Below are 13,852 nucleotides of genomic sequence, written 5' to 3' on the forward strand. Positions count from 1 at the left end.
TTTCTTTGTTCAATTTTGCAAAAAAAACTTAGTGTCTTTGTGGCAAGGAAAGCTTTTTACAAATTAAAAGAAGCTCCTAAACTAAAAGTAAACTGATTGTTTAAGTGATCAAATACTCCATTGTCGCTGCCGTATTTTGCAATTGGGAAACCAAGTTCTGTAAAAACACCAAATCCTTCAGTAAAAAAGTAACGACCACCAACATGACCGCCAAAATTGTGTAATCCTAAACTTAAACCTGGGTAAACATCTAATTGATCAACACCAATAACACTGCTTAAATTAGCATTAATTCTTGCTTTAGCATCAAAACGTTCGCCAAAATCAGGTTTGTAATCATTGTAAGCACTACTATTATAAAAACCATTAAAATTATCTACGCCTAATAAGTAATTAGCAACAAAACCAAAAGAGAAATTTTCTCCTAAACCAAAATCTACAGACCCCTGAATTCCTGACCCACCATCTTGTATGTTAGCACCAACGTTAACTTTAACATCTCCTTTTCCTTTAAAAGCCTGTTGAGCTTGTGTAAATCCAAATGATAATAAAAACAAAAGTGTAATAACCTTTTTCATAAACTTAAATATTAATTATTTTAAAATGCAAAAATAGTTTTTTATGGATTAATTCCTACCTTTTTCATCAGAATACAATTCGTTTAACGGATCGCTCTGCCAGAATTCCTTGGTATTCACATCCATAATAGTCAAAGGTCCCTTAAAAGCGGCACCCGTATCAACATTCCATACACAAGCTTTATTTACCGGAACTGTTTTTCCAATTCGGGTAACCGGCGTATGTCCAATGTAAATTTCTTTATATATCGTAAAACGTTTGGGATAGTACAGATCATCTGGTTTTAATTTTGGATCTAAAGCAAGTGCAGATTCCCAAAGTGTTCTGTCCCAGTAAAATAATTTTGGAAAATATTCCCAGACCACACCATTCAGATTCGTGAAACCCGCATGAACAAAAAGACGGTTTTCATCATCAAGATAATAATCCTGAAGTGCTTCAAAAAAAGCAATATGTTCTTTTTTTCGTTCTGCCGAAATTTTAGAATATCCTTCAACAGTAGCTTTTCCTCCATGTTTGTACCACATTTCTTCATCAAGATCTTCATGTCTGTTTTCAAGCCAGTCTAAGGCCAGCTGATCATGATTTCCTCGAATGCAAATGCAGTTTTGTTTGAGTTTCAGGTCAATTAAATAGTCAATTACCTCTGCCGACTGGCTCCAGCCATCAACATAATCGCCTAAAAATATAAGAGTATCTTGTGTAGTAACTTCAGCCTTTTTCAACACTTGCTCAAGAGCGAGTAATCCTCCGTGTATGTCGCCAATAACAAATGTTCGCATTTTAATTTTTTTGGTGTAGAGGATACAAAAATAAAGAAAATGATTTGTTTGAGATCAATAAGTTGTTAATCTTTAAAAATTGATACTATTTATAACTATTAACTGCGTTCTTTTTATTGGTTTAGTGTTTAAATTTGCATAATGTCAGAGGTGCCAACATATCGAAAAATTATCCATATTGATATGGATGCTTTTTATGCTTCGGTAGAGCAAATGGATAATCCTGCTTTACGCGGGAAACCTGTTGCTGTTGGCGGTTCAGAGAATAGAGGAGTAGTTTCGGCAGCAAGTTACGAAGCGCGTAAATTTGGTGTACGTAGTGCTATAAGTGGGGTTTTGGCCAAGAAATATTGTCCTGAAATTATTTTTGTTCGTCCGAGGTTTGATCGTTATAAGGAGATTTCAAATAAAATTCACGCCATTTTTCATGATTATACAGATTTGGTCGAGCCGCTTTCGCTCGACGAAGCTTATCTGGATGTAACACAGAATAAAAAAGGAAACCCAAGTGCCAGTTTATTGGCAGAAGAAATTAGATTACGAATTTTGAACGAAGTTGGAATCTCCGCTTCGGCAGGAATTTCCATCAATAAATTCGTGGCTAAAATTGCCAGTGATGTCAATAAACCAAACGGACAAAAAACGGTAAATCCTGATGAAGTCCAAGCTTTTCTGGAAGAATTGCCTATTAGAAAGTTTTATGGTGTTGGAAAAGTAACTACGGAGAAAATGTACCAATTGGGAATTTTTACCGGAACAGATCTGAAAAGTAAATCGGTAGAATTTCTGGAAAAGCATTTCGGAAAGTCAGGAGCTTTTTATTACAATGTGGTTCGTGGTATTCACAATAGCGAAGTAAAGTCGCATCGCATCACCAAATCGGTTGCAGCAGAAAATACTTTCGATGTCAATTTAACTTCTGAAATTTTTATGCTGGAGCAGCTTGATAAAATTGCCACTTCATTAGAAAGACGATTAAAAAAATACAATATTTCAGGTAAAACAGTTACCCTTAAAATAAAATACAGCGATTTTACCCAGCAAACCCGGAGTAAAACTTTGCCCTATTTTATTTCAGATAAAAGCCTGATTCTCGAAACAGTAGAAGAATTATTATATCAGGAAAAAATGAAAGATTCAGTCCGATTACTCGGAATTTCTCTTAATAATTTAAACACAGAAGAGAAAAAAGCAGTTGTAGTACAATTAAAATTTACCTTCTAACTCATATTAAACAATCGTTAAATAGAAAATAAATTCATTTTGTGATGAATTTTCGTTCTATCTTTGAGTAGAAAGATTTTTATCCTTTAAATTATTTAAAATGAAAAATGCCGATTTTGATGAAGGCTCCCATCGTAATTCAGTTCCTATCCTTGCATGGGATTTTCATTATGAATATTTGAATGAGTTGAAAGCTATTTTCTCTGATTTGAAAAAAGTCAATAAAATTTCGAATCAATTTACCTGGAATGAGAAGAATCTCGAAATAGAAGAACGCATTAAAGAAGAAGTTGTAGTTGTGACAGATCTTGATCTAAAGATTGTTTTTGTTTCAAACGGAATCAAAAGAATGACGGGGTATTCTGAATGCGAAGTTTTAGGCAGGACGCCAAAAATGTTTCAGGGCCCGGAAACTTCTAAAACTGTTCTAAAAGAGATTAGGGAAGCAATCAAATTGCATGTTCCTTTCGAAAAAACAATTCAAAACTACAGAAAAGACGGCCGAACATACAATTGTCAAATCAATGGAGTTCCGGTTTTTAACCTAAAAGGAAAACTGACGCACTTTATTGCTTTCGAGAAAGAAGTTGCGTGAAAATTTAACCGCAAAGTTCGCAAAGAATTTACGCAAGGTTCGCAAAGTATATAAATAAATAAAACCGCCCATAAAGGCGGTTTTTATTGTTTGTACAGTTTATTTTTAAAATTTAGTTAAAAAAAACTTTGCGTTCTTCACGTAAATTCTTTGCGAACTTTGCGGTTAAATACTAAAGATTTTCGAAGAAATCATTTCCTTTATCATCGGTAATAATAAAAGCAGGGAAATCTTTTACGGTAATTTTACGAACCGCTTCCATTCCTAATTCCTCGAAGTCAACCACTTCAACTTTCAGGATGTTGTCTTGTGCTAAAATTGCTGCAGGACCTCCAATAGAACCCAAGTAGAATCCGCCGTATTTGTTACACGCATCCGTTACTTGTTTGGTACGGTTTCCTTTTGCCAGCATGATCATACTTCCGCCATGTTTCTGGAATTCATCTACATAAACATCCATACGGCCAGCCGTTGTTGGTCCAAAACTTCCTGAAGCCATTCCTTCCGGAGTTTTTGCCGGACCAGCATAATAAACGGGATGATTTTTAAAGTATTCTGGCATTGGTTTACCTGCTTCCAGTAATTCTTTGATTTTTGCGTGAGCAATATCTCGGGCAACAATTACAGTTCCGTTTAGTTTTAAACGGGTTTTGATAGGATATTGAGATAATTTAGCCAAAATATCTGCCATTGGCTGATCTAAATCAATTTCAACAGGAGCTTCTAAATGTGGAGCTGTTTCCGGTAAAAATTGTTTTGGATTAACTTCCAATTGTTCAACGAAAATTCCGTCTTTATTAATTTTTCCTTTAATGTTTCTATCAGCAGAACAAGAAACTCCTAATCCAACTGGACAAGAAGCCGCGTGACGAGGCAAACGAATGACACGAACATCGTGTGTGAAATATTTACCGCCAAACTGAGCGCCAATTTCGCTTTCCTGACAAATTTGCTGCACTTTAGCTTCCCATTCAATATCGCGGAAAGCCTGACCAGCCATGTTTCCTGAAGTAGGAAGATTGTCGTAATATCCAGCTGATGCTTTTTTAACAGCGCTTAAATTCGCTTCCGCAGAAGTTCCTCCAATTACTAACGCCAAGTGATACGGCGGACAAGCCGAAGTTCCTAAATCTTTTATTTTTGCACGAACAAAAGCATCCATCGATTTTTCATTCAATAATGATTTTGTTTGTTGGTATAAGTAAGTTTTATTAGCAGATCCACCACCTTTTGCCATAAATAAAAACTCGTACGAAGTTCCTTTTTTAGCATAAATATCAATTTGCGCCGGAAGATTCGATCCTGAATTTTTTTCTTCAAACATCGAAATCGGAACAATTTGCGAATAACGTAAATTACGTTTTTGGTACGTGTTGAAAATTCCTCTGCTCAACCATTCAGCATCGTCAACACCAGTAAAGATGCTTTCTCCTTTTTTAGCCATTACAATCGCTGTTCCGGTATCCTGACAGCTTGGTAACTGACCTTCAGCAGCAACCGAAGCATTTTGCAATAAATTATAAGCTACAAAACGATCATTATCTGTCGCTTCGGGATCATCAAGAATCTTACGCAGTTTTTGCAAATGCGCTGTTCTTAGCATAAAAGAAACATCTGTTAAGGCTTCTTCGGCCAATAATTCTAATCCTTTTGGATCAACGGTCAAAACTTCACGTTCTCCAAATTGTTCCACTTTTACAAAATCAGAAGTAATTTTGCGGTACTGTGTATCATCCTTTAAAATAGGATAAGGGTCTTGGTATATAAAATCAATCATTTCTTTGTTTTTTACAAAGTTAGAAATTATTTACCTAAGAAAGAATTTGAATAAGGGATGTTTTTAAAGTGTTTATTATTGTTTGTGAAAGTCATCAAAACTCATTTTTTTCTCAAAATAAGTCTTGTCTTTTGCAGAGAGTAATTGCTTTTTCCATTGATTTCCGCTTAAGCGAAAAACAATCGAATCGGAATGTTTAGCGATTCCCATGTTTTCATCATTATCATCAGGTTCAAAAGAAATGGTCTTGCAATAGAATGATTCAGGATTGGCTTTCGCCGAAGGATTTTCGAATTCGACCCAACTTCCCCAGCCACTATCAGACATTGTATACCAGTCGTAAACCAATTGTATATCATTGTTTTTTAAATAATATAAATAATGACTTTGATTGTAACCGCAGGCAGGATACCCAAAACTAATTTGAATAAAAGGCGAACTCTTGGCACTTTCCGTTCCTAATCCGTACATGGCAGACCACTCAGATCCTTTATCAACTCCCTTAATGGTAATTTTTGAAGTAGTCGTTTTGGTTTTATTCTGGTAAAAATCAAGTTGGTATTGTGCCGTAACAATACTGTCTTTGTCTGCTTTTTGCTCTGCAAGATGTGCCAAAACATAATTGTCTCTTGATGTTTCTCCGTAATCAGCAATAGAAATGGTATCTGTTTTTAAGAAATTTTCTTTAGCTGCAATTGTTTCGGTTTTAGGTTGCGATATTGTGTCAACTACTTGATTTAATGGTTTTGGGTTTTGACATCCTATTAAAACGCATAGGATAAAAAGGTATTTTGGTTTCATAATTAGCAATCGGTATTATTTATTCTACAGATAGAACGAATAGTTTCTTTTTTTGATAGAGCTCTGCTAACGAGATTTTTTCTCCATTTAAATAAAAAAGCTGATTTTGGTATTGAACTTCATTAGGATTAAACAGAAAAGCATAATTGTCGCGATCGTTCAGAATTCCCAGGTTGTCGTAGTTTAATTCTACGATTTTGACATAATTTATGATGTTTAGCTTATTGGCTTCTTCTATTGTTATCGGTGTTTCATCATATCTAAGGCAGTATTTGTCTCCTTCTCCGGGCATTCCAAACCAAGGAATTGCTTTTGCAGATACTAACGAAATATAATCCGGAACTTCATTAAAAACAAATAACTTCTTTTCGTAGTTTTCAAAAAACGCAGGCAAAGATTTTCTCTCAAATGGTTCATTATTATTCCAGAAAAAGACACCTTGATTTTGCCACGAAGGATCCTGCAGGTTTTTTTCAGTAGCACTATCCCAATAGTGCATATACAATTCACGAGGGATAAAAGTCAGAATCGAATCGTTTATTAACCAATCAATTTTATTAGGTTCGAATTTCGTTTCTTCAGTCTCTAATTCTTTATTTTCAACTGCTTCATTTTCTGTTGCTTCATTTTCAACTTTTTCAATTATAACTTCTTCAACAGGTTGGCTTTTTTCCTGAGATTTGATTTCTTCCGGAATTTCAACTTCTCTTTTTTTGCTAAAAAATCTCTTAAACATAGTAGGTTTTTTGATTCATCATATTATAAATCTGATTGTAATCTCTGGTTTAAAAAAACCAAGTCGCCACAAAAATTGCCGTAATAACACAAATAAGATCCACTAAAAGCATTGTACCCAACGCATAGCGAGTATTTTTGATGTTAACCGAGCCAAAATAAACCGCAATTACATAAAACGTACTTTCGGCACTGCACTGAAAAATACTACTTAATCTTGCTGTCAAAGAATCTGCACCAAACGTATTCATCGAATCAATTAAAAATCCACGTGATCCTGCAGAACTAAACGGGCGAAGCATGGCAACAGGTAATGCATTGGTAATCTCTTTACTCACTCCCATATTGGAAAAAACAAATGCAATTGCATCACTGATAATTTCGAATAAACCACTGTTTCTGAAAAGAGAAATAGCCACTAACATTCCCAATACATAAGGAAAAATAGTAACACCGGTTTTTACCCCATTATTGGCACCCACTACAAATGTCTCAAAAACGGTAGTATTGGCATCACTGAATTTCTTTTCATGTTTGAAAGAAAAAATCAATGTAAAAGCAATAATGCCAATTAATATTAAACCCGAAAGGTTTGAGGTAAAGTAGTTTTTTCCAATTAAATCCAGATGATTTACATACATCAGCAAACCAACAATGGCAGCGATTAATCCCATTAAGACAATGACAAGAGAAGCGCTTTTAAAATTAATTTTTTGCTTAATTCCCACAATCAAAAATGCTGCGATCGTACCAATGAAAGAAGTAATAATACACGGAAGCATAACATCAGCAGGATTAGTGGCGTTGGCCGCAGCACGATAACCAATAATTGAAGTTGCGATCAGGGTTAAGCCCGAAGCGTGAAGGCACATAAACATAATCTGAGCATCACTAGCCCTGTCCTTGTCGGGATTTATTTCCTGTAAACTCTCCATGGCTTTAAGTCCAAAGGGAGTTGCAGCCGAATCTAATCCAAGGAAGTTTGCGGCAAAGTTTAACGTCATGTAAGATATAGAAGGGTGATTTTTAGGAATACTCGGAAAAACCTTTACAAATACCGGACTCAATACTTTGGCTAATTTTCCAGATGCTCCTGAAATAATTAAAAGCTCCATTAATCCGCAGAAAAAAGCCAGATAAGCAATAAGCGGTAAGATCAAATCGACCAAAGTGCTTTTGCAAGTAGGTAATAAGCCATCAGATTTTTGAAGACCGCTGAAAATTTTTACCGTTTTATTCTTGAAAACATAAGTAGAATCAGCATTAAGCGTATCGCGATTGATGATCATGGTCTGATCCGGAGCTTTTTGAATGCTGTCTTTGATGAAAGCAGGAAGTTCATGGATGTATTTTTCAGAGACCAGAATAGGATCGTCTTTTTTTCCGTTTATAACAGAATCAATAGTATAAGTGTTGGCAGTAAATAAACTGACCACAATAAAGACAATTGAGGAAATAAAAATGACTAACCAAAATCTACTTAATACCATAATGCTAATTTTTTTGTAAATATAATTATTTAGCGATTGTATGCACAAAGATTTTATGAATGAGAGAAGAAGTATTTAATTATAGTCTAAAAATAATCATAATATATCGCCCCGATAGGGCTTTAAATTAATTGACGATTCTTTCCGCTAGCTCCATAGGAGCGATATATAAAAATTAGCGAATCAAGTTATTCAATAACCACTTTAGTTTCCAGATAGTTCTCAAAAGCTTTAATACTTTCAAACAGAATTTCTTTTTTTGAACTTTCGGGTGTATTAAAAAATTGCGTTTCTATTTTTGCGTAATCTTTTTTGAAAGTTTTTTTCCAGGTTCCAATTACCTTTCCGTTTTCGAGAATAATAGGTTTAAAAATTCCATTGTTGGTAAAAGCTTTAGATTGATGTTCTAATAAAATAGAAGCTTCTCTAGATTTATACGAAATTAAAATCTCATCAAAAGCGGGAAGAAAATGTACGCTTTGGCGGAAGTTGGTTTCATCAGCAATATCTTTTTTAAACCAGTAGATTTGGTTGTCAATTTGCGCAGAATTCAATTGCAACTCAATTGCGCTAAGTGCTAATTTGCAGGTAGTTGGCGGAAAACCAGACCACCACGAAAAGTCAAGAAGCGTTGCTGGGCCATGACTTTCAAAATAATGCAGGGCTAATTTTGCCAAAGCTTCTTCTTTGGTGAGTTTGTTTTTTGGCTTCGAAACACGCTCTTCAAGTAAAGCGTACGTTATTTGTTTGCCTTTCATTTTCCCGTTGCAAACTAAACCATCGAGTTCTGCATGCATCATAATAGCTGCTGCTAAAAAATCCTGACTTGAACCTTTTTTTATGTTGAGTTCCCGCATGATTTCGTCACGCGTTAAATGATTGTTTCCAACCAATAACTTTTCTATTTGAGAATTAATTTGGTTGAGCATCTTCAAATCATAACCATATTTTTTGGCGGCAGAGATAGTCATTTTCTGAACTTGTGGCCCGGATAGATCCAACATCCAATAAATATCCTCAGCCGAAACAAAATGCCAGGTGGGTCTAAGAATATGCGTTCGGATAATTTGTGCCGAATTTATAGCCTCTTCAATTGTTGCTTCAGTAGCCTCAGATCTGGAACCAATTGCCCATTTTGCCATTGCATAATCCTGTGCCTGCATGGCGCCAAGATGCTGTACAATTTCTTGCGGAGAATTTGGGCTAGTTTCAAGTAGCTTTTGGGCTACAAGGCGATGATGTGAAATTTCGTGGTAAGTCATTTAGTAAAACATTTTGAGCCTGTTAGTAAACTTTGTACCTTTGAACCTTTGTAACTTTGTACCTTCCTCTTAAACATGAATAATTTCTTCATCAATCAATAAATCTTCACGGCGTAAACGCAGGAAAATCTGAGCCACAGCAATGGTATCTTTTTCGCAATAAGTAACAATTCGGTCAATATCTTTCTCTACATAAAACACATGAGCTACCTGACTTCCGTCGATATCGCCTTTTGGAGATGGAACTCCCAGAATTTTTGTTAATAATTTTAAGGATGTAAAGTGTTTGTAATCACCAAATTTCCATAATTCTAAAGTATCCAAATGCGGAATTTCCCAAGGTTTCTTGCCGAATAAATTCAGTTTGTCCGGAATCGCAATTTGGTTGATAATCATGCGTCGGGCAATAAACGGAATGTCAAATTCTTTGGCGTTATGTCCGCATAAAAGATGTTGAGGCTGGTGAAAGTGATTGTTTATTAGATTATTAAAGTCTTTTAGAATTTTCTTCTCGTCACCAAAAAACGAAGTAACTCTAAAATTCCTGATATCTCCTTTGATAGTAAAATAACCAACAGAAATACAAACAATCTTCCCGAATTCTGCCCAAATTCCGGCACGATCGTAAAATTCTTCTGGTGTAAATTCTTCTTTACGTTGGTATTGTGTTTTATGATCCCAAAGCGATTGCATTTCCGCATCAAGTGAATTGAAATTCTCTTCTTCCGGAACAGTTTCTATATCCAGAAATAAAATGTTATTGAGGTTTATTTTTTCAATCATATTTTTTGCAATGTTTTTTGCCACGAATTTCACAAATTACACTAATTCTTTTCCGTTATAAATATACACAAATTTGATTTTTATCTAATACAAGTTATTTTGTTGAATGAATTTTCTTAAATAAAGTATGATGATTAAGAAGGTTAATAGAGAAAAAATTAGTGTAATTAGTGTAATTCGTGGCAAACGAAAAAACTAGAACAAGCTCTGTTGTATAGTTGGGTTTTCGTGTTCGATTAGCCATTTTTTACGGGATAAACCGCCAGCGTAACCTGTTAAGGAACCATTTGTGCCAATAACTCGATGGCAGGGAACCACAATCCATAACGGATTTTTACCATTGGCCGATGCAACGGCACGAATCGCTTTTACATCGCCCAGTTTTTTGGTTTGATCCATATAACTTACTGTTTTTCCGTATGGAATCTCTAATAAGGATTTCCAAACTTTTTGCTGAAATTCAGTTCCTTTTGGGTTTAGTTTGAAATCGAAATCGGTTCTCTTTTTGTCGAAGTATTCCTCAAGTTGCGAAACGGCTTCTTTTAAAACTTCCGGAATTTCTTTAGAAACTTCATTTGTACCAACATCTGAAACGGAAATTACAGAAACGCCGTTTTCATCTCCAACAATTTTGGTGATTCCTAAAGGTGAATTGATATAGACTGTTTCCATAGTTTTTTATTTAACCGCAAAGGGTTTACGCAAAGTTCGCAAAGTTTTTTAAACCATGTAAGTTATATAAGTAAATTTAAGTTTTATGCGCTTTGTTTAGAGATCAAAAAAAGCTTTGCAGTTTGGTTTAAATGAACTTATATAACTTATATGGTTAAAAAAAGGTTTAATAGTTTTCTATGTTAAACTGATACTTTAAATTGTTTTCTAATTTTTCGCTTGAAATTGTCTTTTTGATATTCGATTTTTCATCAATAAACTTCGGTAAAATCAAGGTTTGTTCTTTAGCTTTTTGAGTATAATATTCTTGTCTTGTGGGATGAAAAGGCGCAACGGCGTTGAAAACTTCATTCCATTTTGACTGATTGATGATTGCTTCAATGATTTTGATACAATCCTTTTGGTGAATTAAGTTTACTGGGGCGTCCGGGTTTTCGAGGTTTTCTTTTCCGGCAAGAAATTTAACCGGATGACGATCTTCGCCAATTAATCCGCCAAAGCGTAAAATTGTCGTTTGGAAGTTTTGATTGTCTTGTAAAAGAGTTTCCGCCAAAAGCAATTGTTTGCCACTTTCGGTTTCAGGATTCGGAATCGTTTCTTCTGTAATAACTCCGTTTTCGTCTCCGTAAACAGAGGTTGAGCTCACAAAAAGTACTTTTTTTACCGTTGATTTTTCTATAAACGGAATTAAATTTTCTATTTTTTCTACAAAAATCTTTCGTGAAGAATGCGATGAATCAGCATTAGCTCCTCGTAATTTAGGTGGAATATCAATGATTAAGATTTCGCTATTGTCAAGAAAATCATGTATGCTTTCTGAAACACTTTCACTTTCAAGTGCTACCAAAAACGGATTTATTCCTGCATTTTCTAAAACAACAAGTTTATTCTCAGAAGTTGTAGATCCGTTTACGGAATGTCCTTTTTTGATTAGCTTTTTTGCCAAAGGAAAACCTAGCCAGCCGCAGCCTAATATGCTTATTTTTTTCATTTTTTTAAGTTTGCTTTGAATGATAATCTCGAAGGCGCGAAGTCGCAAAGTTTTTTTGAATAGTCTCCAGCTTTAGCTGGAGAAATAAAATTTGAATAGGAAAAGGGCTTTAGCCAAATCAATATTCGTTTGGCTAAAGCCTTTTTTCGTATTTATATTTTACATTAATGTCTTTTTCTTTGCGACTTCGCGCCTTTGCGAGATTAAATTTTGCGCACGTTGTATTACAAATCTAAAAAGAAACAGATTTTCTCTTTTCCTTTTGCACCAATTCTGTTGTAAAACTTTATTGCCCTTTCATTAAATTGAGGAGTTCGCCATTGCATATTGACGCAGTTTTTCTCTTTTCCAATTTCTTTTAGTTTGTTGATTAAGACTTCACCAATTCCACAGTTTCTGACATTTTCTTCCAAATAGAGACAATCCATATATAAGAAATCACCGGCGCTCCAGGTTGAAAAATCAAAAGTATAAGAGACATATCCTACAATATCATTATCAGTAGCAACTACTAAACAATTTAATTTTGGATGCTCACTAAATAGCTCTTTTTTCAAACCTTCTTCTTTTCCTTCAGGAAAATAATCGGCTTTTTCATATTCGGCATGTTTTTGACATAAAATGACAAGTTTTGGCAAATCTGATACTTCGCACTTTCTTATTGAATATTCCATTGCAGATTGATTTCGTTTTGTAAAAAGGTGATAAAATGATAAAAGTAATCCGGATATTGCTCGTTTTCGCGAATGGCAATAAAGTGTTTTCTTTTCAAACCATTTTTTCCAATTTTAATGGCTTTAATTGGATTATTTTTTAAATGTGGTAACAAGGCCCATTTTGCCATCGACATTACGCCCATATCGGCTTTAACCATTTCCAGAGAAGCTTCAGTCAATGGGAGAGGAGTAATTTTCTTTGGAGTTACTTTGGCTGGAGCCAAAATAAACTGATGAATCGTAACGGTTTCCATGGGCAGGGAATGAATCAATAAATGTTCGTTGATAAAATCTTCGGCAACAACGTACTTTTTATTCGCCCAGGCATGGTTTTCAGAAACCGCCATAACGACTTCGTCCTGAAAAAGTTCAATATATTTGATATTACTGTCTTTGATCTGATCGCTGATAATGGCAATATCAATGGTGTTTTCTAATAACTTTTGCAGCGGAATATGAGTGGCTTCGGTGACAATTTTCAGTTCAACATTCGGATATAAAAGATGAAATTGTTTTAAAACCGGTGGCAGCCAGTGATAACTCGAAAAACATTCGGTACTAATTCTTATTTCACCATGTTCGCCATATACCATTTGCTTGATTTGAGATTCGGTTTGCGAGAGTTTCTCCAGAATTTCATTGGCCAGTTCGTAGATTTTCTCGCCGGCTTTGGTTAAAACCAGTTTTTTATTGGTTCTCAAAAAAACAGGAGTACCTAATTGATATTCGGCTTCTTTGAGTTGGTGGCTTAAGGCCGATTGCGTCAAATGCAATTTGTCTATCGCTTTGGTGATACTTCCTTCTTCAACAATTGCTTTTATTAAACGTAAATGACGGATTTCCATTTTTTTGGGAATTAGAATACAAAGGAACAAAATTTTAGACTGGGTTTTCTATGAAAAAAAGTAATCAAGTTGATGAATTCTTTTCGCTTTTATAGAATGTGTTGTTGCGTTACTTTTGAAAAAATAAAACCTTAAAAACGGTAAAAATGGAAGCACAAATTAAACACTACGAAAACAAACTGGCTTTCGAAATGGATCCTTCTGATTTGTTTGATGCCTTGAACAATGGCGAAAAAGTAATTGTAATCGATGCAAGAAAAGCATTTGGTTTTGAAGCTGAACATATTCCAACAGCTATTAATATTCCACATCGTGAAATGACGGTAGAAAGTACCAAACATCTGGACAAAGAAGTTTTGTATGTGACGTATTGCGACGGAATTGGTTGTAATGCCTCAACAAGAGGCGCTTTGAATATGGCTAAATTAGGTTTTAAAGTAAAAGAATTAATGGGAGGAATAGAATGGTGGAAGTTTGACGGATATGCGACAGAAGGCACAAACGGCCAAAAAGCAGGTTTAAAGATTGAATGCGCCTGTTAAAGAAAAAAGGGCAAACTTTAGATGTAAAGTTTGCCCTTTTTTATAATTTTTATCAGCA

Annotated in this window: 15 protein-coding genes; 3 read left to right on the forward strand and 12 right to left on the reverse strand. The window is 34.9% G+C overall.

Annotated elements, in window-relative coordinates; translation table 11 throughout:
- Positions 1-56: 56 nt before the first annotated feature.
- Together GIY83_RS20320 and GIY83_RS20325 are read right to left on the reverse strand one after the other, a co-directional pair.
- Positions 57-578, reverse strand: a complete 522-nt coding sequence (locus GIY83_RS20320; protein ID WP_208683142.1) for a DUF6646 family protein — start codon at positions 576-578, stop codon at positions 57-59.
- Between the two features lie 48 nt (positions 579-626).
- Positions 627-1,361 carry a metallophosphoesterase family protein gene (locus GIY83_RS20325; protein ID WP_194618000.1) on the reverse strand — a complete coding sequence of 245 codons (735 nt, stop codon included), beginning with the start codon at positions 1,359-1,361 and terminating at the stop codon, positions 627-629.
- A gap of 141 nt (positions 1,362-1,502) precedes the next feature.
- Between GIY83_RS20325 and dinB the strand changes: the two genes are divergently transcribed.
- Positions 1,503-2,585: a DNA polymerase IV gene (gene dinB / locus GIY83_RS20330; protein ID WP_208683150.1), complete on the forward strand. Its 1,083-nt coding sequence runs from the start codon at positions 1,503-1,505 to the stop codon at positions 2,583-2,585.
- A gap of 100 nt (positions 2,586-2,685) precedes the next feature.
- Complete coding sequence (locus GIY83_RS20335) at positions 2,686-3,180, forward strand: PAS domain-containing protein (RefSeq protein WP_208683152.1); 495 nt, start codon at positions 2,686-2,688, stop codon at positions 3,178-3,180.
- Between the two features lie 172 nt (positions 3,181-3,352).
- On the opposite strand, the gene GIY83_RS20340 is transcribed toward GIY83_RS20335, so the two are convergent.
- The 10 genes from GIY83_RS20340 to GIY83_RS20385 form a co-directional block, all read right to left on the reverse strand.
- Positions 3,353-4,957 (reverse strand): fumarate hydratase, encoded by a 1,605-nt coding sequence (locus GIY83_RS20340; RefSeq protein WP_194617997.1) that lies wholly within the window; start codon positions 4,955-4,957, stop codon positions 3,353-3,355.
- Positions 4,958-5,032: 75 nt separating this feature from the next.
- Positions 5,033-5,758: a hypothetical protein gene (locus tag GIY83_RS20345; protein ID WP_208683153.1), complete on the reverse strand. Its 726-nt coding sequence runs from the start codon at positions 5,756-5,758 to the stop codon at positions 5,033-5,035.
- A gap of 19 nt (positions 5,759-5,777) precedes the next feature.
- Complete coding sequence (locus tag GIY83_RS20350) at positions 5,778-6,494, reverse strand: hypothetical protein (RefSeq protein WP_208683154.1); 717 nt, start codon at positions 6,492-6,494, stop codon at positions 5,778-5,780.
- Positions 6,495-6,543: 49 nt separating this feature from the next.
- Positions 6,544-7,983, reverse strand: a complete 1,440-nt coding sequence (locus tag GIY83_RS20355) for a nucleoside recognition domain-containing protein (RefSeq protein ID WP_194617994.1) — start codon at positions 7,981-7,983, stop codon at positions 6,544-6,546.
- Positions 7,984-8,171: 188 nt separating this feature from the next.
- On the reverse strand, positions 8,172-9,245 hold the full coding sequence (locus GIY83_RS20360) for a winged helix DNA-binding domain-containing protein (RefSeq protein WP_208683155.1): 1,074 nt from the start codon (positions 9,243-9,245) through the stop codon (positions 8,172-8,174).
- Between the two features lie 69 nt (positions 9,246-9,314).
- Entirely contained in the window at positions 9,315-10,028 is a 714-nt protein-coding gene (locus GIY83_RS20365; protein WP_208683156.1) for a 3'-5' exonuclease, read from the reverse strand.
- 195 nt (positions 10,029-10,223) lie between these two features.
- Positions 10,224-10,700, reverse strand: coding sequence for a methylated-DNA--[protein]-cysteine S-methyltransferase (locus GIY83_RS20370; RefSeq protein WP_208683157.1), 477 nt, complete (start codon positions 10,698-10,700; stop codon positions 10,224-10,226).
- 166 nt (positions 10,701-10,866) lie between these two features.
- Positions 10,867-11,691 (reverse strand): SDR family oxidoreductase, encoded by an 825-nt coding sequence (locus tag GIY83_RS20375; protein WP_208683159.1) that lies wholly within the window; start codon positions 11,689-11,691, stop codon positions 10,867-10,869.
- Between the two features lie 224 nt (positions 11,692-11,915).
- Entirely contained in the window at positions 11,916-12,365 is a 450-nt protein-coding gene (locus GIY83_RS20380; protein WP_208683161.1) for a GNAT family N-acetyltransferase, read from the reverse strand.
- Positions 12,350-13,252 carry a LysR family transcriptional regulator gene (locus GIY83_RS20385; protein ID WP_208683163.1) on the reverse strand — a complete coding sequence of 301 codons (903 nt, stop codon included), beginning with the start codon at positions 13,250-13,252 and terminating at the stop codon, positions 12,350-12,352. The genes GIY83_RS20380 and GIY83_RS20385 overlap by 16 nt, the downstream gene beginning before the upstream one ends.
- 146 nt (positions 13,253-13,398) lie before the next feature.
- On the opposite strand from GIY83_RS20385, the gene GIY83_RS20390 reads away from it, so the two are divergent.
- Positions 13,399-13,794, forward strand: coding sequence for a rhodanese-like domain-containing protein (locus tag GIY83_RS20390; protein ID WP_208683165.1), 396 nt, complete (start codon positions 13,399-13,401; stop codon positions 13,792-13,794).
- Positions 13,795-13,852: the final 58 nt, after the last annotated feature.

It is taken from the genome of Flavobacterium sp. SLB02 (assembly GCF_009664855.1).
GTDB lineage: Bacteria > Bacteroidota > Bacteroidia > Flavobacteriales > Flavobacteriaceae > Flavobacterium.